The following is a 22,665-nucleotide window of genomic DNA, read 5'->3' as shown; positions in this document are numbered from 1 at the left end:
TAAGCCCTGAAGTGAGACACTGGGCCCTTCTTATTATCTTCAGCATTTTTAGCGGAGCAGCGACGGGGCTGGCCAACACGCCCATTTGCGTGAATGACAAGGGTGATACACGCGGACTGACGAACCAGGACATCAACCGCGCCCTGCTCAGCTCTAAAGATGCCCTTTATGCGGCTTTTCAGGCCGAACGAAAAAATCCTGCATGTGAACCGACGGGCTCATCGGGAACAAAAGCGGTCAAAGGCACTCTCACCAGTCTGGCAAGCACCTTGTCCCGCACTTCAGTTCCCCAGATAAAGAAAACCTGCATCGAGGCTTCTCTGCAACGCGAACCCGGCAACAATGGCTATAGCTGCCTGAATGGTCAGCCCAAGAAGTTTTCCAACTCCGGAAGTTCCGCACCGTGCCTGAACCGCACCACAGTGGACTTCCTGCATTTTGCGATTAACAAAGCCACGGCCTGCATCTCGGACGGAAGAATGCCGATTGATCCGCGCATTATTCTGAAAAAGATCAACAATGAAACCGCCTTTAACTTTTACATCGCCTATCCTGGTGGCGTTGGTATCGGGCAACTGGTTTCAGATCCCGTCAAGGACATCGCCGGATACACAAAAAACGGTCAATTCATCAAAGGCAATGCCTCCTATATTTTAGAAGATCTGATGAATAGCTCTCATCCCGCCTGTGCTGCCTTCAAAAGCATTCTTCAGAAAGACCTGCAAACGCCTCCAGCTCACGGTGGCGCCACCAAAAACTACTGCACGTGGGTTTCTCCGGACAAGGGATTGGCGCGCAGCCTGATCTATGGCCTGGGCTATTATGTGCATGTGCGCGACAAAGTGATCAAACCGGCCCTGGAAAAACGCGCCAGCAAACTGGCCAACAACGCCGAGGTGCTGAACTACCTCACACTGCACGCCTACGGACCCGATGGACCTAGCGGCGCCAAGTCCCTCATACGCCAGCTTCGCATCAACAACAGCACTCCTCCCGGCGAAGCTCGCGCCAAGATCGAAGGGGCCAGCGACTATCTGAAGTCCACCGAAAAGAAAATGGAAGAACTTTTGGATTTTCTGCAACCTGAACAAAAAGAAAAACACAGCAAGAGTGCCATCAAGGGGGACACATGCGTGCAATAACCCTGACCTGCGCTCTGCTCTTTATCCAACCCACTTGGGCTGGACTTAAAGTGCGGGCTGATTTCACCAGGGAATCCCAAATTTTGATCAGCAAAGCCGAAAAAGAGCCCGACAAAAACAAGCGTGCGCTTTTGTTGGGAAAACTAAAAGCGTCGCTTGAAAAGACTCTGGATCAATACGAAAAACAAAGTCCTCTGGGGGGCAGTGAGCATGAAAAAGAAGTCTCCCGCTTCCTATACACCCTGGACCCGGCATTTGACCTTGTGACTGAAAAAAAGAAGGACGCCATTCGCTGCGAACAGGCGGCCCAAGCCGTGCGCTCAAGCAACAGTCTGGGAAAAGAGGACGGCGCTGAACTGACGACTGACGCCAAAGAAGCTCTTCGCTGGATCGAAGTTCTTTGTAAATAGGTTGCCGCCCCCTGCCCGCTTTACATTCTTTTAAGATGTGACTGAAGGGCGTGCAGAAGAGTCTTTGAATCAATGGGCTTGGTCAAATGGTCAGCAAATCCCGCTGCAAAAGTGCGCTCTTTGTCTTCCTTCATCGCGTGGGCAGTCAAAGCGATGATCGGCCCCTGAAAACCCAATCTGCGAAGCTCTGATAACGTGCCATACCCGTCCAATCCCGGCATCTGAATATCCAGCAGAACAAGATCATAATGCTGCTTTAATGACTGCTGAAGGGCTTCTTCGCCACTTTCAGCCTCATAGACTTCAAGCCCCGAATGACTCAGGATTCTTTTAATGAGTTCCCGATTGTCCGGCGAATCATCGACAGCCAGCACCTTGAAGCCTGCAAAAGGACTTTGCTTTATGACGGACGAAGTCTCGACAATGTCCCTGCGGGCGACAGCATTTGCATCTTCACCTTGAAAAGTAAATTCAAAGACACTGCCCTTTTGAGGTTCACAGCGAACGATCCTGACGTCACCCCCAAGGGCATGTGCCAGATTTCTGGATAGTGCAAGCCCCAGACCGGTGCCACCAAAACGACGGGTCGAGGTGATGTCCGCCTGCGTGAACGGCTGGAACAATCGATCCGCCTGTTCTTGCGTCATGCCAATACCAGTATCCTCTATGACAAAGACAACCTTCTTGCGTGTTGCATTCACGGATTCAACACGCCCCAAAATTTTTACAGAACCTTCCGAGGTGAATTTAATCGCATTGCCTATCAGGTTCACCAACACTTGACGGATTCGGACCGCGTCGGAAACAACAACCAAATCCGCAATCTCGGCCAGATCGAAATTCAGGTAAATATTTTTTCTGGAGGCATGATCCAAGAACATGGTCAGGACTTCCTGAACCAACTTCTTAAGCCTTACCGGAGCCATGTCGATTTCAAACTTACCAGCCTCAATCTTGGATAAATCCAGAATATCATCGATGATCCGAGTCAACGACAAACCATTACGATGAATGATCTCGCTATACTTTTCTCTTTCTTCCGGCTCCAGATCCTGAGTTCCGATGATTTCCGAGAACCCAAGGATCACGCCCAAAGGAGTGCGAATTTCGTGGGACATATTCGCCAGAAAGGCTGACTTTGCATGATTCGCATTTTCAGCAGCAACCTTGGCAGACTGCAGAGCACGTTCTGCCATCACCCGATCGGTGACATTATTAATAGCCAGGACAAGGCCCTCAATTTGATCGTTCACATCGTAAATGGGCTGAAAGACAAAATCGACAAAGATCGAAATCTCTTCACCGTCAGCACGACGATCATGAATTTCAAAATTCTGTGCTTCAAAGATTTTTCCCGTCTGATAGGTTTCATCAAGTCGTGCCAGAACCTGGAGTTCTTCCATCTTGGGAAATAAATCCTTGATCCTTTGCCCTTGGACATCACGCCCGCCCAGGAACAGCTCGCGGTAAAGATGATTCGTCATCGTAAAACGATGCTCAGGCCCCTCCACAACAGCCATGGCAATCGGAGCTTTTTCCAAAATAGAACGCAACTTCCTGCGTTCCGCCCGAACCTCTTGATTGGAACGAGCTAAAATTTCGTCGGCTGCACGATTTCGCAGCACCGATGTTGTCGTATCCAGAATCGTGCAAAGCATTCCCGAAATTTTTCCTTCAGAATTAAACAGCGGGGAATTGCCGTAGGTATAATAGTTTCCCTGGGGTTTACCGTCGACTTCGATATCAAACTGCACATCGGATTCTAAGACATTCCCTCCGGCCTCGACCTGTCTGACGATGGCATGCACCTGATCCCAAACCTCGGGCCACACGTCATGAAGTGCCGCCCCCAAAGCGTGTGGATGGCGATGTTTTAAAATGGGGATATAGGCGTCATTGTAAAACACACGGCGCTGAGGTCCCCATGTGCAGTACATCCCAACAGGACAACTAAAAAGAATGCGCAAGGAATTGATAAGGCCGGCATCCCACTTTTCAATGGGCCCCAGCTCAGTCTGAGACCAGTTAAAGCCTAACGTCGCCTGCACCATTGGACTGGTGCTGGCAAGCTTCCCGAATGGATTGGCTTGATTCTCTGGCGTCACAGCCTATTTTGCTTTGTTTTGCAGTCGGACTTCGCGACGTTTTTTTGCCTGCTCAAAGCGACGTCTGTCGTCGTCAGTTTCCAGAATCAAAGCTGGAACCGCCGTGGGTTTTCCCATCGAACCTAAAGCCACAAAAGTCAGGTAGGCGGAAGCTGTGTGGAAAGTCTCTCCTGTCTTGGGGTTCTCTGCATCCACCCTGACCCCGACCTCCATGGAAGTGCGGGACGTGTAGTTCACACTGGCCTTCAAATTCACCACCCATCCCTTATAGACAGGCGCCACGAAGTCCAGTCGGTCAATACTGGCTGTGACAGTTTCCTTATTACAGTGTCTTTGCGAGCAGATAGCGGCACAGATGTCGATCCAGGACATGATCGTTCCGCCGAAGACGCTTCCCAGAGAGTTGGTATGGGAAGGAAGAACCAATTGGGTCATGACCACTTGAGATTGGGATACAGGTTTTGCGTCAGCCAAGGTGCAGCCCCTTTCTAAAAAAACAAAGCGCAGGTCTGTGTCTCCACATCCTGCGCCTTAGAGTCAATCTAATCAATAAAGATTAGATGCCGCCCATACCAATATCGGAATTACCGCCACGGTTCAAACCGCCACCTGGTAGAGTCGTAGTACCTGCAACTGTCGCAGATCCAGCTGGGATCGTTTGAGTTGCGTTGTTGTTGAATGCAGTCGCGGCAGCTGCACTTTGGTTGTTGTTTTCAGCGCGAATTTCGCTTTCAACAAAGCCAAGGTGAGGCAAGCACCATACGATCAACTGTGCACGAGACTTCACATTCATTTTTTTGTAGATGTTTGTGAGGTGAAATTTAACTGTTTTCTCAGTTACAAAAAGCTGGTTCGCAACTTCCTTGTTGGACAAGCCTTTAGACACAAGTTCAGCAACTTCTGCCTCTCTATTTGAAAGACCTTTTTGAATCAGGACATCTCTGAGCATCCTTGCTCCCTCCCGCTAGTTGTTTTTAGTTTTTAAATCCGTCTAAACCTTCAACGCCACCCAGGACTCATGTCCAAAAGTAGCCTCGACCACCTGTAATAAAGTCTGACAACAAAAACTGAAAATCGCAATAGCTTTGGACTCTAGTTTTAAAAAACTAGACCGATAAGCATGAGGATTTTACATAGTTTACAACCTTCAGGAGATATTATGTTTCCCACAAATACAAAGTTTTTGGTCGTTGATGACTTCGCAACTATGCGAAAAATCATTAAAAAAGTGCTAAATGAGCTGGGCTACACCAATGTTGAGGAGGCTGACGACGGTAAAACCGCCCTGCCGATGATCCAGGCCGCTCATGATGCAGGACAGCCTTACGGCTTCATTATTTCGGACTGGAATATGCCAGGAATGCAGGGCATCGACCTTTTGAAAGCCTGTAAAGCCGACCCCCGCACTAAGTCTGTGCCTTTCATGCTGGTGACAGCAGAGTCTGAACAAAAGCACATTCTTGAGGCTGCCAAAGCCGGTGTGTCGGACTATGTCGTAAAGCCTTTCAACTCAGCGACTTTGAAAGCCAAAATGGAGCGCGTTTGGGCTAAACACAACCCTTCAACCCAGGCCAAAGCTTCCTAAGCCTTTGCCCAGGAGAATTCAATGTCTGCTGCACCAAAAGTAGAGGCTCTCAATCCCCTGTTCGATAAACGTCTGATCAACGCTTTTGTTGATGGCGTTATCAAAACCCTTAAGACCATGGCGCAGACAGACGCTTCGCCAGGCAAACCCTTCATTGAGCCTCAATTTGTGCTCAAAGGGGAAATTGCCGGCATGGTCGGTATGGTGGCACCCCCACTGAAAGGCACTTTGCTGATTTCCTATGGCAAAGACAGCATCTTCCACATTCTGGAAAATATGCTGGGTGAAAAGTACACCGCCATCAATGGCGATGTTTCCGATGCCGTGGGTGAGATGACCAATATGATCTATGGTTCCGCTAAAACTACGCTGAACCAACTGGGTTATAATTTTGAAATGGCCATTCCGACTGTCATCTCCGGTGATTTCAAAATCACCCACGCTGACAAAGGCGCGACCCTGGTGATCCCTTTTAACCTGACTAACGGCTCCACATTCTACGTCGAGATTTCGGTACAACAATGAGTTCCACTTCAGGCAAGACGGTTGATGTTCTCATCGGGAGTCCCCGTGACTCCTTCTGGGAAACCATCACCGCCACCCTGAAGGGCTACTATCCCTACCAGCTCAAGCACTTCCGTTCCATCGACGAAGCCCTGGACCACGACAGCTCTGACGGCTTTTCTCCTATCCTGGCTCTGATTGACGGACAGGATGGAACCAACCTGACCAGCGAATGGATTCAATCCACCAAAATGAATTTTCCGGACTGCCCGGTGATCGTTTTGCATTCTTCGCTGGCTCCGCTGGATTTCGAGGTTCTGAAGAAAAACGGTGCGGATCAGATCATGCACATCAACTTCGATCGCGAATTCATTTCGGACATGGTTCTACAACTGGCCCCCATCAATATGGAAGGCGATCAAATCCCGATCACGGCCCTGATGCCCGTGGATTTGCGTGACATGGATGCCGACACTCAGATCAACTTTGATGTCTATGTCCATCTCCCCGCCAACCATCGCTCGGTCCTGATGCGAAGAGCTGGGGATGTCGTGGATCAAAAGCATCTAGACAAGTTCAAAAACCTGCGCCAGCAGATGTACATCAAGAAAACCCAGATGAACCAGTTCTTTGAGTACGCACGCACAGTGATGAGCATGCGTAATGTTCCGTTTCCAATTTCAATGACCGAAAAGTTCCATCGTTCGAAAAAGGTGATCTATCAGATCATGGCACAATTCCTGAGCGGATCTGCCACGGATTATTCAGAAGGCAAAGAAATTCTGGAGAAATGCAAATCCATCGTGGCAGACTTTGAGCTGACCAAGGACCTGAGCGTGCATGAAATTTTCGATGAAATCTCCCGCTTCTCAGGTAACAACCGCACACTCTATCACGATTGCATCTGCCTGTCCGCTTATGCGGCCTACTTTGCCCAGCTTCTGGGGTGGCCAGCGGAAAAACGTGAATCTGCCGCCATTGCAGGACTTCTGCACAACATTGGACTGTCCAAACTTCCTGCCAGCGTCGGCTGCAAGCCGCTGAGCCAATACAGCGACGAAGAAATGGCCGAATATCATCTATATCCCGAGCGCTCAGTCAACATGGTGAAAGCCAAGAAAGTACCTTTGCCTTTGGAAATTGCCGAAGCCATTGGCCAGCATCGTGAAAGCACCAATGGCCAGGGTTTCCCTAAAAAACTTCAAGGGGGCGACATTTCAGAATTGGGTAAACTTTTGGGCTTTGCCTATCGTTTCCATGAGATGACGGCTCTGCAGGAAAATCACAAAGCCAAAACAGCCAACCAAGCCATTGCCGACCTTCGCGATGCTGCCATGAGTGGCAGTGGCGAAGTGGATCTGCTATTGACAACATCCCTGTTCAAAAAGTGGAAACCCGCGGCCTGACCCTGCGTGTTGCAAAGACTATTCGAAGCTGACGTCGACGTAGTCCTGCAGATCAAACACCTCGCGCAGGTCCGCCTGACCTTCCGACCATTTGATGGATTTCAGAACCATTTCCGCTGACACCATCCCCTCATAGACATAGAGCAGAACCACCAAGGTGCCCAGGATCCAGCGGATCTGAGCTTTTCGGGGACGAGGAGTCCCCTGCACCACCCGCGTTTCCGCCACCCAGTCACACAGATGCGTGCGATCATAACGGAAAAAGGCCACCGCATAAACCGCTGCGGAAAAGAAGAAACTCAATCGCCCCACCAGGGGACGCAACAGACACTGGGACCAATGCAGCTTCTCGGTGTAGTTTTGCGAAGGCACAACTTTCAATCCCATCAGCCACTTCCCCGGCGTGGCCTGCATCAGAATCAGAAAGACACATTCATAAACTGCAGGGATCAAATAAAGCACCAACAACTGATTCAAGCTGACCAGCACCTCATCATCCGAAAAAAAGAGCCTGAAAAACACACCAACAAACGGCAGATAAAATGGCAAGACCACCAGTTGATCTACACTGTAGGCAAAAAGCCTTCTCCAAGTGCTGGGAACATATGCCTCTGTCATCATACTTCTTTCTTTAAATACGTCTTTAACCACTGCAAGGCCTCATCACGGCTTTGCAGCGATCTTTCCAACTGCAGTTCAAAGGCCCGCTCCAGACAGTCGCCAATCGCCTTGCCGGTCAACAAACCCTTTACATCCTCACCGTTTAAAAACGGCCGAGGCAGCTGCCTTTGCCACAAGTCCCACTGAGCAAAAAGCTCTTGTATCTGAGCCACATGCTGGGACTCCAAGAGTAGAACTCGCAACGCAAACACCACTCCGTCGCGGGTCATCTTTTGCAGTTTTTTACCCATATTCAGGTTTAAAAGGGCGAGGGCATCCTGCCACACACCCCAAGAATCTTCGATACATCGTCTTTCGCGACTGGACAGTCTCAGTAGGTCCAGAGCCTGCTCCATTTCCACTGAATCAGCTTTGCGCACAAAGAGCGCCAGGGATTGCCAGGACTCTTGAACCAAAGAGCATGACCACCAGGAATTATCGCGCACCCGGAACGCAAACAGTTCCCGCATCAATCCGGTTTGCACCATGACTTCCAGCCCCCGTTGCGCGGCCTGGGTTTTCAAAAGTTTATTCATTTCGTCGCGGATCCGCTCGCCACTGACCTTCCGAACCAGGGCCGCCATGCGAGTCATCGCCTGAGTGGTTTTATCTTCGATTACAAAATTTAATTGCGCGGCAAAGCGCGCGGCCCGCAACAAGCGAAGGTGATCTTCTAAAAAACGCCCTTCAGCATCTCCCACGGTTCGCAAAATACCCGCCTTCAGGTCCGCCTGCCCGCCGACATAGTCCAAGACCTGATCCGTTGAAAGGTCATACATCAGGGCATTCACAGTAAAGTCCCGTCTTTGGGCATCGTCCATCGGTGTAGAGAAAACAACGGACTCGGGTCGTCGCCCATCCAGATAGGCACCGTCGTTGCGGAAGGTTGCCACCTCAATGTCGGCCCCCTCCACCAGAACCCGCATCACGCCAAAACTTTTTCCCACATTGACGGTCTTTTTGAACAAAGCTTCAATCTGCTCTGGTGTGGCATCCGTGGCCACATCCAAATCATTGGCCTGAATCCCCAGAAGCGCGTCGCGCACACAGCCCCCGGCCAAAAAGGCCTTGTAGCCATGGGCCTGCAGAGTGTGGTAGATTGACTCCACAGCGGACCAATGAGGGTGCGAATGAATTAGTTCCTGAACTGATTTCACCCTGACAGTGTAGAAAAAGACCGGCCCGAAAGAAAGAGTTTGTTCTTGTGACGCCACAGGAGATGAAAAGTCTGATAGATGGAACTTTAGCCGAATTGGGGTTTTCCCATTTCGGTCTGACGCCATTGAGCAGACCCCTGAGCTTTGAATTTTACAAAGAATGGCTGCAGGAAGGACTGCATGGGGACATGACCTATCTGGCAGAGCACGCCCCCATCAAAGAAAACCCCCAAAGCAAATGGCCCCGGGCGCAAAGCGCCCTGGTGTTTGCCATGAGTTACTTCCCCCACCCCGAGAAAAAAGCGGAATTCCCTTTAAAACAGGCCCGAGTCAGCCTGTACGCGCAGGGTATGGACTATCATTTCTGGTTCAAGGATCGCATGAAGCAACTGTGTGCGAAACTGCAGGACCAGTTTCCCGAGGAAGAATTTCTGGCCTTCACCGACAGCAGTCCGGTGCTGGAGAGGGATCTTGCCAAACGCGCCGGACTGGGGTGGGTGGGAAAAAACACCTGCCTGATTCATCCCAAAAAAGGCAGCTTGTTTTTTATTGGCGAAATCTACACATCCCTGAAGTTGCAAACAGAGATCGAGCCATTACCGGACTTCTGTGGCACCTGTACACGCTGCCTGGATATCTGTCCCACCGGAGCCCTGCTTGAGCCGCGCAAGATGGATGCACGCAAATGCATCTCCTATCTGACTATTGAATCACGCCAGGTGCCACCGGAAGATCTGCGTGAATCCATTGGCGACTGGTTCTTTGGATGCGATCTGTGTCAGACCGTCTGCCCGTGGAACCAAAAAGTTTTCAAAGGCCAGCTGTCGATAGAAAAATCACTTTCCCTTTCACACAGCGAAGAACATCTTCTGATTGAAGATCTGCGCTATATTTTAAGCGCCTCGGGCAAGAAAATAGGCAAAGACTTTCTGGGAACTCCGCTGGCCCGGGCAGGTTCGTTCGGACTTAAGCGCAATGCCCTGTTGGTGTGTGCCAACCGCGGCCTGAAAGAACTTCGACCCGAGGTGGAAGCTCTTCTGAGGCATGAAAAATTAGGTGAGCTGGCTCAATGGACCTTGAGCCGAATTTCAAATTAGAGACCGAGTTTTTTCAATAGATCATCGATTTCGGATTGATTCATTTTGGCCGGGGCTACTCCGGTCCCCACGCTGGCGCTGACAGATTCACCAAACTGACTGGAAACCCAGCGCAGACGTTCGATGAAGGCCTGAGGGATGGTTTCACGCAACAATCGACCTTCCTGATGAATACGCCCTAACAGGGTTTCCAAAGTCTCTGTGGCATCCAACAAAAGCGCCACGCAGATATCGAAAAATTGCTCATTTTCCTGAATCTGTGATGCCTTGTATCCCACCGCTTTGCAGATACCGGCGTAGTCCGCAATCATATGCAATGCATGATCTGGAGGCGCCATCAAGGCCAGACTCTTGGCCCCACCCATGATACGATCGACATTGTTGCCATAGTCTGCCAGCCTCTGTACCTGAGAAAAATCACCTTCAATACTTTCGAGAAGCTCGATAAGCTCTTCAATCAAGGACTTTGACTCGGACACAAAATCTTCTACAATTTCTTTATCAATCGCCATTCCATTAACGATAACAATCGAAGGATACCCAGGCAATGGATTATGTTTCTATTCGTGTGAGCACCCTGCGTGGTGATCAAAAAATCGACTTCAATGCCTACGTGAAGATCAACGACAAGATGATCCTCTACCTTCGTCGTGGAGACAGTTTTGAAGGGGAACGCTTAAAGCGCCTGAAAGATAAAAAACTGCGCAAGATGTACATCCTGACCGACGAGGAAAACAACTATCGCAGCTATCTGCAAAGAAATATTGAAACTGCCTATGACGGCACAGGCAACAAGGATATTCAAACCCGTGCAGACATCATTCAGGGGTCCCAACAAAGCAACGCCGAAGAGGTCTTTGAAAATCCGGACAACGTGGCTACCTACAATGACGCCAAAGACGCCGCCGGCAAATACGTCAACTTCCTGCTGACAAATGCTCAGGCCATGTCGGCAGTCATGAACATCGAGAACACGGATAAGACGATCTCTCACCACGGGGTCACCGTGGCAACCCTTTCGATTGCTCTGGCGCAAAAACTGGGTATCACAGATCCCAAGAAGACCCAGCTTTTAACCTTGGGAGCCTTGCTGCATGACTATGGCCACCACGCCTCCCCACTGAACTTAAATCAGCCTCTGACTCAGATGAGTGCTGCGGATACCGCTCTTTGGAAAAAACATCCGGAAGAGGGTGCACAAAAAGTTCAGGACAAAAAACACTTTGATCAGACCGTGATCAACATCATCGGCCAGCATGAGGAGACAATCAATGGTTCCGGCCCCAAGGGTCTGCGTGAAAAAGAGATGGATCCGCTGGCTGTGCTGGTGTCGTCCGCGAACGCTCTGGATCGTCTGATCACCTTTGAGGGTGTTGCCAAGAATGAGGCCGCTAAAAAGTTGATGATCGAGCACGTTGGAAAGCACCCTCTGAATCATTTGCAACATCTGAATGACATTCTCAAAGGGCTGTGATTTTTTACCAGAAAAAGGTTTTCACCAGGGCTTAACAGGAGTAAGGGTTAAACATGACCTTTACTTCCCTGCGCCAGAACTGGCTTAATATCGTCAGCAAGTTTGAGTATCAGGACACCTTACGCCTGGTTCCATTTTTGATTGCAAGCTTAATCGCCGCCCTGACTTCTGTGCTTTATTCACAGGCCTTTTTCTGGAGCGAAGAGGTGGCCCTCAAGGTTGTTGAAAACCTGCACTGGAGTGCTTCACTTGTCTTAACGGTCTCTCTGATTTATCTGAGCTGGTATTTGCCCTATCGATTTTCCAAACAAGCCGGTGGCAGTGGAATTCCACAAATGCTGATTGCCAATGAACTGGACCCGGCATCTGACAAGACTTTGATTCGCTCTTTGATCGGCCTTCGCACAATTTTTATGAAAATCATCGCTTCCATCGCCTGTGTTCTGGGAGGAGGCGCCGTCGGACAGGAAGGCCCCACACTTCAGATTGCCTCGGGCCTTTTTTATCGCATTGGCGAAAAGTCAACCCGGTGGATCCAACAAGTTTCCATGCGCTCCTTCATCCTGGCAGGGGGCGCTTCGGGGCTTGCCGCCGCATTCAACACCCCCCTGGGCGGTATCGCCTACGCACTGGAAGAACTCAGTAAAGATTACTTCAATAACTTCAAAACTTACGTCATCTGGTCCGTCATAACGACGGGGCTTTTGGTTCAGACCTTCCAGGGAAGTTATCTGTATCTGGGATTCCCAAGTATTGAATCCATCAGTTGGGAAACTTACCTTTGGGTTATTATCACCTCGGCACTGACCGGAATTGCCGGTGCCAGCTTTGGTTCGGTTCTTTTTTCCATTCATAAGAAAAGAAAATCCCTGACTTCGTTTATCAAACTCAGCGTGCTAAATGTGAGTTGTGGCGTTACTTTCTGGCTTTGCATCGTTTTCATCAGTCACCATTCTATCGGTGGTGGTAAGACCTTGATTTTGGACCTGCTGTTCCGTGATTCTTCTGCAGAGGCAAAAGATGTCCTGGTACGATTGGCGGGGCCGCTCTTGATGGCTCTGGCCGGAGCTGCTGGTGGTCTGTTTGCCCCCTCACTATCGATTGGCGCCGTAATGGGCTCTTTCATGGCACAAGTGGCCTGGCCTCACAATCATCATCTCCTGATTCTGACCTGCATGATTTCATTCTTGTCCGGTTTTATGCAAACACCCTTCACTGCGTTTATTCTGATCTTTGAAATGACCGACCGCCACTCAGCCCTGTTCCCGATGATGCTCAGTGCAGCCATCGCAGTGGGCGCCTCTCGCATGTTCCACAAGCACTCCTTCTATGATCTGGTCAAAGAAGACTTCCTTCATGATCGCCAAAAAAAAGAGCCTCAATAAGAGGCTCTTTGCTCTGTCCATCCATGCATCGCTTCCACTAAAACACAAATCCTACGGTTAGCATTGGGAACAACTCATCTTGCTTCAGCTTTTCCATTCCCGGAGCAGTTTCATTCTTCTTGTATTCGATTGAACGATAGGTCAATTCCACGCCGACAATCAGCGCACCAGTGACATTCGTCAGATAGCCAAGATCCCCCTGGATCCCAGTGCCCTCTTTGTTGTCGCCCAGTTCAGCACTGGCCAGATAATGTCCCTTCACGTAAAAGCCGCTGGATCCCACATAACCCAGGGAAGCCCCCATTGCGTGCCCCTCTGTGGTGTCACTATCTTCCTGCAAATTTCTGATTGTATAAATGGCGCCCAGATAAACACCGTTGCCACCTAAATATCCCAACTTGATATCATAGATGCTCGACTTGGCTTCACTTTTGGTGCCCGGAGTGATCTCGGCTGTCGTGTTGTACATAAATGCATTTGCCGTCAGCATCACACCACTGGAGGTCGCCGCTTGAGACACCCCTGAAAACAGACTGACTGCCACTACCAGTGTCAAAATCAACTTACTCATTCAGACTCCTTCCTAGAGTTTAAGGAACGTCTTTGAGTATACCGTCAGCCACCAGGGATAAAAACTTTTTTTCCATTTCTTCAGATGATAGTGCGGGCGCGGCCTTCAGGCTTAAAGAGGCCATTTCAAGAAGTTGCTTTTTTGAATACTTCCTATCTTCTTGTAATAAGTCGATGAAAAGAGCATCCACCAGGTCCAGTGGTCTTTCTCCCACAGTGGCCGTCGCAGAATTATAGATGAAGGCGTACATACCTTTGTCTCGCTTCAGGATCTGATTTTCGCGGGACAAAGTCACTATCTGCAGGCTGGGGTTTAAGGCAACAATGCCGGGCTCTGAAAGACTTTCGCCATCAAAGGGCTGAATCTCGATCCACGCCTGCACCCACTCCCAGTGAGCGGTCTCCAGAATCTCTGACTGCCCTGGAAACTTCTGACGAAGAAAACCGACAAAGTAACGCCAGTGATCCTGAAGCAGCCAACTGCTCCAGTCCATGTTTTGCAGATACTCATCACGCAAGCGATCCGCCGCCAGCCCCAAGTGCCCCCGAGTTTTTGGAAAAAGCAAAGCAAATAGACGCCATTGCTCGGCCGTGAACTCAAACGCCTGCCCCGATTCCACCTTGAAGGGACGCAGCCATTCCAGCGTTCGCAAAAGTTCGGCATCATAGATGGCTCGCACCTGATCGGGAATCTGCGGCTCATGGGTTTGCACCACCAGCTTTTTTGATTCTTTAAGGGTTTCCAGTTGATGACGGCGTAAAGCCCCGACTCCGACAATTTCCACATCGCGCAGGACAACCACCTCTTGCGAAGGCAGCTCCCCATTCCAGGGGAAAAACAAGTGACAGATTTGATTCTCATTGGTCATTTATATTTCAATCCTAGAAGCACACATGGCCAACGAGCAAGAAATGTTGAGTTTTACTCGGTTGTTTCCCTATAAATGCCACACATATAAGCAACTGACTCGTTGAGTCAAAAAAGGTCGTCGAAATACTATTGACCGGGTTATTCTCCCATGAAAAAAGGTGGGGCATGAGAATTCTGCTTTTCGTCCTCATTCTGATTTCAGGATCTGTTGGCTTTTCTGCGCGCCCTCTTTCGGGCACGATTGAGCGCGATATTACAGGCACTTACCTGAGAGCCGATTCTGCTTGCGTTCGTTATCTTGTCGAATCCGAATCTCAAGATACGGAAGCCAACATTCGCCGCCTTTCCACGGGTGACACTGTGACAGCTTCCGGTGTTCTGGATCCAAACAGCTGCGTGGCGTACATCGAAAGCGTGGATTATGTTGGCTTGAAGAAGATGCTGGGCTACTGGCACAGCTCTGATGGTTTGCTGACTGTGCGTGACTTTAATTCTTTGAGCTTCTATCCGATCAGCGTAAAAGACTTCCAAAAAGGACAGGACTACGCAATCATCGACCCGATCACGTATCGTTACAGCGTCACTCCCTCCACGGGGAAAGACTGGGTTGTCTTCCTGTCTGACGCAACGTCCACCACCTTTGCCACTATCCGCTTTAATAAATCCCGTGCTACGATGAAAATCTATGATTCCGAAACGGGCAACGTGACTCGGACTCTTCACCTAAGTAAGTGGGGCGAATTGAAATAATGAGCTGGTTACATTCCATCGACAAACATCTTCTTTTCACCAAAAACGATAAAGAGGATCCGCGTCTCGGTGAATGCGTCCAGCTCCTTACTAAAGGCGACCTAAGCAAACTTCCTGAATACAATTTTGATTTTGCTATCATCGGTTTTCCTGACGATGAAGGCATCGGCCTGAATGGTGGCCGCGTCGGCGCTCAGGTGGCTCCGCGTGAAATCCGCACATACCTTTATAAAATGACCCCGCATTTACAAAGCACCCGTCTGCCACAGATCCTGGATTTGGGGGACTTGATCGACAAAGAAAAATCTTTGGCCGAACGTCACGAACGTGCGCGCGAAACCACGCGAACTCTGGCTCAAACTGGCAAGCGTTGGATTTCCCTGGGTGGGGGGCACGACTATGGCTATTGCGATGGCGCAGGCTTCTTGGACGTTTTTAAGGACGAGGCCGTTCTGATCAACTTTGATGCTCATATGGATGTGCGCCCAACCGATAAAGGTTTTAATTCCGGCACTCCTTTCCACCGCGTGCTTTCCGAGTTCCAAGGTCATGTGGACTTCGCAGAGGTCGGCATCCAAAATCAATGCAACAGCAAAGCTCATATCCAATGGGCCAAAAATCACGGCGCCGAGGTTTTCACTTTGGATGACGTGAACGAGCGCGGTTTGCTGGATGTTTTGCAGGGTTATCTTAAAGGCAAAGAGAAAAAGAAAATCTTCCTGAGCATCGACATTGATGCCTTTACCTCCAGCGAAGCCCCGGGATGCAGCCAGTCCTGGACCACCGGGCTTTTCACAAAAGAGTTTTTAAAAAGCTATCTTTGGATGATTGAAAACTTTGATGTGCGCGGGATCGGTATTTACGAAGTTTCCCCTCCTCTGGATCAGGACAATCGCACCAGCAAGCTGGCGGCGTTACTTGCACACAATTTTATTTTTGCAAATCTAAAGAAGAGCTAGATCATGAAACGCGGTTTTGGCAGCGACAACCACGCAGGCATTCATCCTCGCATTCTGGAATCATTGCTTGCTGCCAACACTGAACACGCCCCGGCCTATGGCACTGACGAATGGACCGAAGCCGCCGTGGCGGAGTTCAAAAAACAATTTGGTCCGGATGCTCAGGTGTTCTTTGTCTTTAATGGCACGGCCGCCAACGTGACAGCACTGCGGGCTTTGGCGAAGCCTCATCAATCGGTTTTCTGCTCTGATGTCGCTCACATCCACGTGGACGAATGTGGTGCCCCGGAATACATGGTCGGCTGTAAACTACTGCCCTTGTCTTCAGTGAATGGAAAGCTTCAGGTGGAGACTCTGGAAAAAGCCTTCATTCGCCGCGGAGATCAGCACTACTCCCAGACCCAAGTGCTAAGTCTGACCCAACCAACTGAATTGGGCACCACCTATTCTGTGCAAGAACTGAAAGATCTGATTCAATGGGCGAAGGCTCGCAAGCTGTATGTGCATATTGATGGCGCCCGCCTTTCCAATGCCGCTTTTTTCCTGAAGAAGACTTTCAAGGAAATCACCACGGACCTCGGCGTGGACATTGTCTCGTTCGGGGGCACCAAGAACGGACTGATGATGGGCGAAGCTGTTGTGATCCTGAATAAGGATTTGGCAGCGGATTTTAAGTACATTCGCAAACAGTCGGCGCAACTGCCTTCGAAGACTCGCTTCATCGCCTGTCAGTTTGAAGCCTACTTCAAAAACAATCTGTGGCAGGAGATCGCGGCACATTCTTATGAAATGGCCTTGTATCTTTACGAGTCCTGCAGGAACATTCCTGGCGTCAGCGTGCGGGAGTTCCCGCAAAGCAACGCTGTCTTTGCGACGATACCCAGCCACTGGGTGAAGAAGCTTCGTGAACATTATTTTTTCTATGTCTGGGATGAAAACACTTTTGAATGCCGCTGGATGACCTCATGGGACACCCAAAAGCAGGACATCGACGGTTTCGTCCAGTTACTTAAGGAGCTTTCCCAATGAAATACCCACCGGTGCACTATCATTCCTATCTTGGTCTGGATCCTTTGCTGAATTCCCAGCATCCCAAAAGTGTGGAGTACGGAAAGCCAGCCCACGACGAATTGCTTTTCATCATCGTTCATCAGACATATGAGCTATGGTTTAAACAGATTCTTTTTGAATTGAACTCGGTTCTTTCGACATTCCAAAAGCCGGTGGTGGCGGAAGCTGAAATGGGTATGGCCAGTGCGCGCCTGGAACGTATTGTGAGCATATTGAAACTGATCATCGGTCAGATTGATGTGCTGGAAACCATGACTCCACTGGATTTCCTGGATTTCCGTGACATGCTTTATCCTGCTTCCGGGTTCCAAAGCTACCAATGGCGTTTGATTGAAACAAAGCTGGGTCTGCGCATGACAGATCGCCTGGCTTACAACCAGTCCCCGTTCTATAAATCCTTAAGCGAATCCCAGCAGACCGAGATGTTGGAAGTCCTGAATCAGCCGTCCTTGCATGATTGCGTGGAAAAGTGGCTGGAACGAACACCGTTCCTGCAGGGTGAAAACTTCAACTTCTGGGAATCCTACAAAGAAGCTGTGAACAAAATGTTCCAGGATGACATCAATACCGTGAATAAGAATCCGCAGCTGACAGAGGACATCAAAAAGAAAACCGTGGAAGGTTTGGAACAAACCCTCAAAAGCTTCGACGCCCTGTTTGACGAAAAAGCTTTTGAAAAGCTGCGCGCCGAAGGACAGTTCCGCCTCAGTCACAAGGCCATGCATGCAGCCCTGTTAATTCAACTGCACCGCGATCAACCGATCTTGCAAACACCATTTAGAATCATCCGCGCGCTTCTGGATATCGATGAAACGATGACAACCTGGCGCTATCGCCACGCTTTGATGGCAATGCGAATGCTGGGTCAGAAGATCGGCACCGGTGGCTCCAGCGGTCACAAATACCTGGCCGATGCCACGGCCAAACACAAGATCTTCGGCGATTTCTTCAACCTGACCACGTTCCTGATCCCAAGATCGCAGGTCCCACCTCTGCCGAAATCCATCGCCGACCGCATGAGCTTCCATTATTAAAAGGTGCCTGGTTGTTTTTTCTGGCTACAGCGCAGCAGTAAAAGATAAAAACTAAAAAGCCCACAGGCACAAGCACTGTGGGCTTTTTTTATAACCAGAACGCCACCTGATGCGACGTAGCCAGAAAAAACAACCAGGCACCTTTTACTGCCGGGAGCTGACCTCTTTTAGTAAGAGATCCCTCAAATCTTCGGCTGCCATCTTCTGCCGAACCGATTCTCCTCGGCGCTGCACGCTGATCTTACCTTCTTCGACTTCTCGATCACCGATGACCACGACATAACAGGCCTTGCTTTGCCACGCTTCGGCCAACTTTCTTTGCAGCGATTCCACCCGCCCATCGACTCGCACCCGCAAGAAAGCATTATGTAACACGCTTCGCACATCTTCGGCCGCGGCCACATGTCTGTCTGCCAAGGGGACAATCACCACTTGTTCAGGCGAAAGCCACAACGGAAGCGCTCCTTGATAGAGTTCCACCAGTAAGGCCACCATGCGTTCGTGCGAACCAAGTGGCGCCCGGTGCAAAATCAAGGGCCGCTCTTTTTCACCGGACTCATTGATGAAGGATAAATCAAAGCGCTCAGCACTGATAAAATCCAATTGAACAGTGGAGGCACTTTCCTCTTTCCCGAGCACTGACTCAATTTGAATATCGATTTTCGGTCCATAGAAGGCCGCCTCGCCAGACTCCTCTTCAAACGCCAGTCCGCTTTCCAGCAGGACTTCACGCAAAACATTTTCCGCCCAGTCCCACTTTTCCGGCATCGAAACATATTTATCCCCGCTGCGATCCCATTTCGACAAACGCAGACGGTATTTTTTAATGCCTAAAATCTCATAAGCCTTTTGATACATTTGCAGGACTTTCAGGATTTCCTCCTTCACCTGGGACTCACGCACATATAGATGAGCATCGTTCTGACAAAGCCCGCGCACGCGCATTAGACCAGACAGTGCGCCCGACCCCTCATAGCGATAGACCTGCCCATATTCAGCCAACCGCAACGGCAAATCACGATAACTGCGCAGTTTGGCCGAAAAGATTCTATGATGATGGGGACAGCACATCGGGCGCAGTCGATATCTAACACTCTCAAGATCAATGGCGGGGTACATGGATTCTTCATAATAAGGCAGATGGCCCGACTGGAAATACAGATCCTCTTTGGCGATGTGGGGACTGACGACGCGCTCGTAACCCGCCAGAAACTCCAGTTCTCGCATGAGCTTTTCAAGCTCATCACGAATCACCACCCCCGCAGGCAACCACAAGGGCAACCCCGCACCAATGGCCTCATCCACCTGGAAGTAATTCAGCTCATGGTTTAACTCTCGATGATCTTTTTGGACAAGGCTCACTCCGGCCTGTCCATTTTTAACGGAAGACATAATAAAACAACTCCTCTGCCAGCACTTTAGGCAGACGTAAAAAATTTATGAAAATGACATTGGTTTTTTCGAAGCGCGCCCACACAGGGCCGCAAAATAGAGCTTGAACCCCTACGGGGTGGTGATGGTGAGAGCTAGAATAAGGTTCGCCGATTGGCTAAAATTCATAAAATCAGGCTAACACAAAGCATCCATATCCGACCAATTAGTAATTTTTAGAGCTGCCATAAAAATTTAACAGGTGCCTGATGACTTTTACGCCCACGCCGCGTTAGAAAAAGTCACCAGGCACCTTTTTTCTTTTCTCCGACCTTGCCAAATTCCGCCAAGGACTCACATTCAATAGGTATTTTTACCTTTTGAAGGAGTTAGTATGGCCAAGCAGGTGCAAAATTTTAACGCAGAAATTAAACAACTTCTGGATATCGTGATCCACTCTTTGTACTCCCACAAAGAGATCTTCCTCCGTGAACTTCTGTCCAACGCGTCTGATGCGATCGACAAACTCAAGTTCAACTCCCTGACTCACCCCTCCCTTCTGCCTGAAAACTGGCAACCACACATTCGTCTAGAGCCCAACAGTGAAACCAAGACCTTGAAAATCATCGATAACGGAATCGGGATGACTCAGGAAGAAGTTGTTGAGTTTATCGGAACCATCGCTCGCTCTGGAGCCAAAGCCTTCATGCAAATGAATGCCGAGATGAAGACCAAGCCGGAACTGATCGGTCAGTTCGGTGTAGGCTTCTATTCCGCCTTCATGGTCGCAGACCGCGTGACCTTGCACACACAAAAGGCGGGCTCTAACGACGGCACCGTGTGGGAATCCCAAGGAGATGGCACCTACACTTTAGACAACGTTCCTCGTCCCGAAGGCACAGGCACGACCATCACCCTGCACATGAAAGCTTTCAAGGAAGAAGACGAAGTTCAGGATTTCACAGACAAGTGGGTTCTAAAATCCCTGGTGAAGAAGTATTCCGACTTCATCGCACATCCGATCAAAATGCAGGGTGAAAAGGAAGACGAGACACTCAACTCACAAAAAGCCATCTGGTTGAAGTCACCGTCTGAAGTGACCAAAGAGGAATACAAGGACTTCTACCAGCATCTGACTCAAGACTGGAACGAACCTCTGCGCACCGTTCACTACAAAGCTGAAGGCACGATGGAGTTTAATGCCTTGCTTTACATTCCGGGCAAAAAACCATGGAACTACAACATGCGTGACATGGAATACGGCTTGAGCCTTTACATCAAACGCGTGTTCATTATGGCCGATTGCAAAGATCTTCTGCCGCCATACCTGCGCTTTGTAAAAGGCCTTGTGGACAGCAGTGATTTGTCACTGAACGTGTCCCGTGAGCTTTTGCAACAAGACCGCCAAGTCACACAGATTCGCAAAAATGTGACGACTAAGGCGCTGGCCACGTTGAAGGACCTTTTGACAAAAGAACGTAGTGCCTATGAAGACTTCTGGACCGAGTTCGGCGCCACTTTGAAAGAAGGCATCCCTTCCGATCCGGCAAATAAAGAAAAACTTCAGGATCTGGTGCTGTTCCATTCAACGTCCTCTGACAAGATGACAACGATGGATGAATATGTTGCGCGCATGAAGGAAAATCAGAAGGATATTTACTATATCACGGGTGATTCCCTGTCTCAGGTGTCCAACAGCCCTTACCTTGAAAAGCTGAAGGAAAAAGGTTTTGAGGTTCTTCTGCTGGTAGACCCTGTGGATGAATGGGTTGTTGATGCCATGAGCGAATTCAAAGGCAAAAAACTGCAATCCATTATGCGCGAAGGCCTGGACCTGGACACGGCGGAAGAAAAACAAAAGAAAGAAGAAGAAAAGAAACAGGCCGAGGTCACCTTGAAGCCAGTCTTGGAGTCCATGAAAAAGACTTTAGAGAACAACGTCAAGGACGTGGTTCTTTCTGAGCGCCTGACCAATACACCGGCCTGCCTTGTGGCATCTTCTTCTGACCCATCTGCACACATGCAAAAGCTGATGTCACAGATGGGTAAAGAGTATGCTGGTCAAAACATCAAACGCATTATGGAGATCAATCCGAATCACCCGGTCTTTGAAAAAATGTTGAAGGCCTCTCCTGATCAACAAACAAAGTGGGCCGAGATTTTGTATGCACAGGCTTTGCTAACAGAAGGCTCCAACCTTCCTGATCCGGTGAAGTTCTCGCAACAAATTGCCGAGCTGATGGTTCAGGCCGCTGACAGCACCAAACACTAAACGCCCAAAAGCTCCCCAAAGAATCAGGGGAGCTTTTTTTTCGCCCAGCGAACCCAACTCAAGGGGATATCGATCTTCATTTCGGATCTGTAATTTCCACCAAAGAAAGATTAAGAGACGGCAAAGGAGGTGGGGCCTTTGTATAGAAGAAGCTTAAAGGCGATTAACTTTCCTTAACACCTTCCGATCTTTTGCTAATGCTGAGATATTTTTATTACTTCACATTATTTTGCGCACTTTTCACAGCGTCGAAAGACTGTGAAGCGAATCAGGCCGGAATTTTTCCAAGCACAAGACTCAGCGCCTATCAAAGCAACTACTCTGGCGAACCGGGCAAGTCCTTTGCTGAAACAGCCACCGGCCTGGGAGCGGGCCTCACCGTGTTTATGGATGGAAAACGCCTGATTCCCTACTTTGGCTTCAAGGTTGGAAGTATGGCGGGAACCCAAACGTTTCTCGATGGAACGACAGAAGTTTCCAGTTCCTTTAAGTACTACAACTCCACGGCGGAAGCCGGCCTTCAAGTGTTCGTGATTGAACGAAAAAAAAGAGGCTTCAACACCTATTTTTCTGCTGGCGGAGTGCTGGGATACAATTTTGTAGCCCTTGGAAAGACGGTGGAACTTGAGAACATTCACCGCAGCGATCAGTCATTCTCGGTCGGTTATGCTGCCGGAATCGGCTCTGAGTGGATTTTAACCAGCGCCAACAACAACAAATGGAACTTCAATGCCGAAGTTCTCTATAAAAGCGAGAGTGCAACTCTGTTTAAGTCCAAATACGATCTTAGCTGTATGGTTTTTTCGATCGGCCTTGGCTGGTAGCCCTGCTCGCTTTTTCTG

23 protein-coding genes are annotated in these 22,665 nt (G+C 49.5%); 14 read left to right on the top strand and 9 right to left on the bottom strand.

What is annotated here, in order from left to right; all coding sequences use genetic code 11:
* The first annotated feature begins 11 nt into the window (after positions 1-11).
* On the top strand, positions 12-1,142 hold the full coding sequence (locus ACZ5ZV_RS08825; protein ID WP_464121030.1) for a hypothetical protein: 1,131 nt from the start codon (positions 12-14) through the stop codon (positions 1,140-1,142).
* On the top strand, positions 1,130-1,552 hold the full coding sequence (locus ACZ5ZV_RS08820) for a hypothetical protein (RefSeq protein WP_464121029.1): 423 nt from the start codon (positions 1,130-1,132) through the stop codon (positions 1,550-1,552). Before ACZ5ZV_RS08825 ends, ACZ5ZV_RS08820 begins: the two co-directional genes overlap by 13 nt.
* A gap of 20 nt (positions 1,553-1,572) precedes the next feature.
* Here ACZ5ZV_RS08820 and ACZ5ZV_RS08815 read toward each other — a convergent pair whose 3' ends face one another.
* The 3 genes from ACZ5ZV_RS08815 to ACZ5ZV_RS08805 all read right to left on the bottom strand — a co-directional run bounded on the left by ACZ5ZV_RS08815 (position 1,573) and on the right by ACZ5ZV_RS08805 (position 4,606).
* The gene (locus ACZ5ZV_RS08815; RefSeq protein WP_464121028.1) at positions 1,573-3,657 is read right to left on the bottom strand and encodes a response regulator; all 2,085 of its coding nucleotides are present in this window, start codon (positions 3,655-3,657) and stop codon (positions 1,573-1,575) included.
* 3 nt (positions 3,658-3,660) lie between these two features.
* Entirely contained in the window at positions 3,661-4,092 is a 432-nt protein-coding gene (locus ACZ5ZV_RS08810; protein ID WP_464121404.1) for an acyl-CoA thioesterase, read from the bottom strand.
* A 121-nt stretch (positions 4,093-4,213) separates the two neighbouring features.
* Positions 4,214-4,606: a helix-turn-helix domain-containing protein gene (locus ACZ5ZV_RS08805; RefSeq protein ID WP_464121027.1), complete on the bottom strand. Its 393-nt coding sequence runs from the start codon at positions 4,604-4,606 to the stop codon at positions 4,214-4,216.
* A gap of 210 nt (positions 4,607-4,816) precedes the next feature.
* On the opposite strand from ACZ5ZV_RS08805, the gene ACZ5ZV_RS08800 reads away from it, so the two are divergent.
* Genes ACZ5ZV_RS08800 through ACZ5ZV_RS08790 form a run of 3 tightly spaced genes read left to right on the top strand, consistent with a single transcriptional unit; the run spans position 4,817 to position 7,152 of the window.
* Positions 4,817-5,242 carry a response regulator gene (locus tag ACZ5ZV_RS08800; protein WP_464121026.1) on the top strand — a complete coding sequence of 142 codons (426 nt, stop codon included), beginning with the start codon at positions 4,817-4,819 and terminating at the stop codon, positions 5,240-5,242.
* 21 nt (positions 5,243-5,263) lie between these two features.
* Positions 5,264-5,767, top strand: a complete 504-nt coding sequence (locus ACZ5ZV_RS08795) for a chemotaxis protein CheX (RefSeq protein ID WP_464121025.1) — start codon at positions 5,264-5,266, stop codon at positions 5,765-5,767.
* On the top strand, positions 5,764-7,152 hold the full coding sequence (locus tag ACZ5ZV_RS08790; protein WP_464121024.1) for an HD-GYP domain-containing protein: 1,389 nt from the start codon (positions 5,764-5,766) through the stop codon (positions 7,150-7,152). Before ACZ5ZV_RS08795 ends, ACZ5ZV_RS08790 begins: the two co-directional genes overlap by 4 nt.
* An 18-nt stretch (positions 7,153-7,170) precedes the next feature.
* Here ACZ5ZV_RS08790 and ACZ5ZV_RS08785 read toward each other — a convergent pair whose 3' ends face one another.
* Positions 7,171-7,773, bottom strand: coding sequence for an RDD family protein (locus ACZ5ZV_RS08785; protein WP_464121023.1), 603 nt, complete (start codon positions 7,771-7,773; stop codon positions 7,171-7,173).
* Positions 7,770-8,921 (bottom strand): CCA tRNA nucleotidyltransferase, encoded by a 1,152-nt coding sequence (locus ACZ5ZV_RS08780; protein ID WP_464121022.1) that lies wholly within the window; start codon positions 8,919-8,921, stop codon positions 7,770-7,772. Before ACZ5ZV_RS08780 ends, ACZ5ZV_RS08785 begins: the two co-directional genes overlap by 4 nt.
* A 110-nt stretch (positions 8,922-9,031) precedes the next feature.
* Here ACZ5ZV_RS08780 and queG point away from each other — a divergent pair, with 110 nt between their 5' ends.
* On the top strand, positions 9,032-10,066 hold the full coding sequence (gene queG / locus ACZ5ZV_RS08775) for a tRNA epoxyqueuosine(34) reductase QueG (RefSeq protein ID WP_464121021.1): 1,035 nt from the start codon (positions 9,032-9,034) through the stop codon (positions 10,064-10,066).
* On the opposite strand, the gene ACZ5ZV_RS08770 is transcribed toward queG, so the two are convergent.
* Complete coding sequence (locus ACZ5ZV_RS08770; RefSeq protein ID WP_464121020.1) at positions 10,063-10,545, bottom strand: hypothetical protein; 483 nt, start codon at positions 10,543-10,545, stop codon at positions 10,063-10,065. The two genes, queG and ACZ5ZV_RS08770, sit on opposite strands and share 4 nt — an antisense overlap.
* Positions 10,546-10,613: 68 nt before the next feature.
* On the opposite strand from ACZ5ZV_RS08770, the gene ACZ5ZV_RS08765 reads away from it, so the two are divergent.
* Together ACZ5ZV_RS08765 and ACZ5ZV_RS08760 are read left to right on the top strand one after the other, a co-directional pair.
* Positions 10,614-11,540 carry an HD-GYP domain-containing protein gene (locus ACZ5ZV_RS08765; protein WP_464121019.1) on the top strand — a complete coding sequence of 309 codons (927 nt, stop codon included), beginning with the start codon at positions 10,614-10,616 and terminating at the stop codon, positions 11,538-11,540.
* Positions 11,541-11,593: 53 nt separating this feature from the next.
* Positions 11,594-12,925, top strand: a complete 1,332-nt coding sequence (locus tag ACZ5ZV_RS08760) for a chloride channel protein (RefSeq protein ID WP_464121018.1) — start codon at positions 11,594-11,596, stop codon at positions 12,923-12,925.
* 37 nt (positions 12,926-12,962) lie between these two features.
* On the opposite strand, the gene ACZ5ZV_RS08755 is transcribed toward ACZ5ZV_RS08760, so the two are convergent.
* Both ACZ5ZV_RS08755 and ACZ5ZV_RS08750 read right to left on the bottom strand, forming a co-directional pair.
* A complete protein-coding gene (locus tag ACZ5ZV_RS08755) occupies positions 12,963-13,496 on the bottom strand; it encodes a hypothetical protein (protein ID WP_464121017.1) in 534 nt (177 codons plus the stop codon).
* Positions 13,497-13,515: 19 nt separating this feature from the next.
* On the bottom strand, positions 13,516-14,364 hold the full coding sequence (locus ACZ5ZV_RS08750; RefSeq protein ID WP_464121016.1) for a hypothetical protein: 849 nt from the start codon (positions 14,362-14,364) through the stop codon (positions 13,516-13,518).
* 167 nt (positions 14,365-14,531) lie between these two features.
* On the opposite strand from ACZ5ZV_RS08750, the gene ACZ5ZV_RS08745 reads away from it, so the two are divergent.
* The 4 genes from ACZ5ZV_RS08745 to ACZ5ZV_RS08730 are packed head-to-tail and all read left to right on the top strand — an operon-like array spanning position 14,532 to position 18,180.
* The gene (locus ACZ5ZV_RS08745) at positions 14,532-15,116 is read left to right on the top strand and encodes a hypothetical protein (RefSeq protein ID WP_464121015.1); all 585 of its coding nucleotides are present in this window, start codon (positions 14,532-14,534) and stop codon (positions 15,114-15,116) included.
* A complete protein-coding gene (locus ACZ5ZV_RS08740) occupies positions 15,116-16,075 on the top strand; it encodes a formimidoylglutamase (RefSeq protein ID WP_464121014.1) in 960 nt (319 codons plus the stop codon). Before ACZ5ZV_RS08745 ends, ACZ5ZV_RS08740 begins: the two co-directional genes overlap by 1 nt.
* 3 nt (positions 16,076-16,078) lie before the next feature.
* Positions 16,079-17,104, top strand: coding sequence for a threonine aldolase family protein (locus tag ACZ5ZV_RS08735; RefSeq protein ID WP_464121013.1), 1,026 nt, complete (start codon positions 16,079-16,081; stop codon positions 17,102-17,104).
* Entirely contained in the window at positions 17,101-18,180 is a 1,080-nt protein-coding gene (locus tag ACZ5ZV_RS08730) for a tryptophan 2,3-dioxygenase family protein (RefSeq protein WP_464121012.1), read from the top strand. The genes ACZ5ZV_RS08735 and ACZ5ZV_RS08730 overlap by 4 nt, the downstream gene beginning before the upstream one ends.
* 144 nt (positions 18,181-18,324) lie before the next feature.
* Here ACZ5ZV_RS08730 and thrS read toward each other — a convergent pair whose 3' ends face one another.
* On the bottom strand, positions 18,325-19,572 hold the full coding sequence (gene thrS / locus ACZ5ZV_RS08725) for a threonine--tRNA ligase (RefSeq protein WP_464121011.1): 1,248 nt from the start codon (positions 19,570-19,572) through the stop codon (positions 18,325-18,327).
* 373 nt (positions 19,573-19,945) lie between these two features.
* Between thrS and htpG the strand changes: the two genes are divergently transcribed.
* Complete coding sequence (htpG, locus tag ACZ5ZV_RS08720; protein ID WP_464121010.1) at positions 19,946-21,823, top strand: molecular chaperone HtpG; 1,878 nt, start codon at positions 19,946-19,948, stop codon at positions 21,821-21,823.
* A gap of 197 nt (positions 21,824-22,020) precedes the next feature.
* Positions 22,021-22,647: a hypothetical protein gene (locus ACZ5ZV_RS08715; RefSeq protein WP_464121009.1), complete on the top strand. Its 627-nt coding sequence runs from the start codon at positions 22,021-22,023 to the stop codon at positions 22,645-22,647.
* The last annotated feature ends 18 nt before the right edge of the window (positions 22,648-22,665 follow it).

The organism is Bdellovibrio sp. HAGR004 (genome assembly GCF_055397015.1).
Note: the sequence above shows the minus strand (reverse complement) of the source record. Positions and strands in the feature narration are given on the sequence as shown.

Excerpts from the sequence above, each read along its gene's own strand:
- ACZ5ZV_RS08750 (WP_464121016.1), bottom strand. The coding sequence starts at position 14,364 with ATGACCAATGAGAATCAAATCTGTCACTTGTTTTTCCCCTGGAATGGG.
- ACZ5ZV_RS08805 (WP_464121027.1), bottom strand. The coding sequence starts at position 4,606 with ATGCTCAGAGATGTCCTGATTCAAAAAGGTCTTTCAAATAGAGAGGCA.
- ACZ5ZV_RS08715 (WP_464121009.1), top strand. The coding sequence starts at position 22,021 with ATGCTGAGATATTTTTATTACTTCACATTATTTTGCGCACTTTTCACA.
- ACZ5ZV_RS08755 (WP_464121017.1), bottom strand. The coding sequence starts at position 13,496 with ATGAGTAAGTTGATTTTGACACTGGTAGTGGCAGTCAGTCTGTTTTCA.
- ACZ5ZV_RS08800 (WP_464121026.1), top strand. The coding sequence starts at position 4,817 with ATGTTTCCCACAAATACAAAGTTTTTGGTCGTTGATGACTTCGCAACT.
- ACZ5ZV_RS08765 (WP_464121019.1), top strand. The coding sequence starts at position 10,614 with ATGGATTATGTTTCTATTCGTGTGAGCACCCTGCGTGGTGATCAAAAA.
- ACZ5ZV_RS08740 (WP_464121014.1), top strand. The coding sequence starts at position 15,116 with ATGAGCTGGTTACATTCCATCGACAAACATCTTCTTTTCACCAAAAAC.
- queG (WP_464121021.1), top strand. The coding sequence starts at position 9,032 with ATGAAAAGTCTGATAGATGGAACTTTAGCCGAATTGGGGTTTTCCCAT.
- ACZ5ZV_RS08745 (WP_464121015.1), top strand. The coding sequence starts at position 14,532 with ATGAGAATTCTGCTTTTCGTCCTCATTCTGATTTCAGGATCTGTTGGC.
- ACZ5ZV_RS08760 (WP_464121018.1), top strand. The coding sequence starts at position 11,594 with ATGACCTTTACTTCCCTGCGCCAGAACTGGCTTAATATCGTCAGCAAG.
- ACZ5ZV_RS08795 (WP_464121025.1), top strand. The coding sequence starts at position 5,264 with ATGTCTGCTGCACCAAAAGTAGAGGCTCTCAATCCCCTGTTCGATAAA.
- ACZ5ZV_RS08790 (WP_464121024.1), top strand. The coding sequence starts at position 5,764 with ATGAGTTCCACTTCAGGCAAGACGGTTGATGTTCTCATCGGGAGTCCC.
- thrS (WP_464121011.1), bottom strand. The coding sequence starts at position 19,572 with ATGTCTTCCGTTAAAAATGGACAGGCCGGAGTGAGCCTTGTCCAAAAA.
- ACZ5ZV_RS08810 (WP_464121404.1), bottom strand. The coding sequence starts at position 4,092 with ATGACCCAATTGGTTCTTCCTTCCCATACCAACTCTCTGGGAAGCGTC.
- htpG (WP_464121010.1), top strand. The coding sequence starts at position 19,946 with ATGGCCAAGCAGGTGCAAAATTTTAACGCAGAAATTAAACAACTTCTG.
- ACZ5ZV_RS08730 (WP_464121012.1), top strand. The coding sequence starts at position 17,101 with ATGAAATACCCACCGGTGCACTATCATTCCTATCTTGGTCTGGATCCT.
- ACZ5ZV_RS08820 (WP_464121029.1), top strand. The coding sequence starts at position 1,130 with ATGCGTGCAATAACCCTGACCTGCGCTCTGCTCTTTATCCAACCCACT.
- ACZ5ZV_RS08735 (WP_464121013.1), top strand. The coding sequence starts at position 16,079 with ATGAAACGCGGTTTTGGCAGCGACAACCACGCAGGCATTCATCCTCGC.
- ACZ5ZV_RS08785 (WP_464121023.1), bottom strand. The coding sequence starts at position 7,773 with ATGATGACAGAGGCATATGTTCCCAGCACTTGGAGAAGGCTTTTTGCC.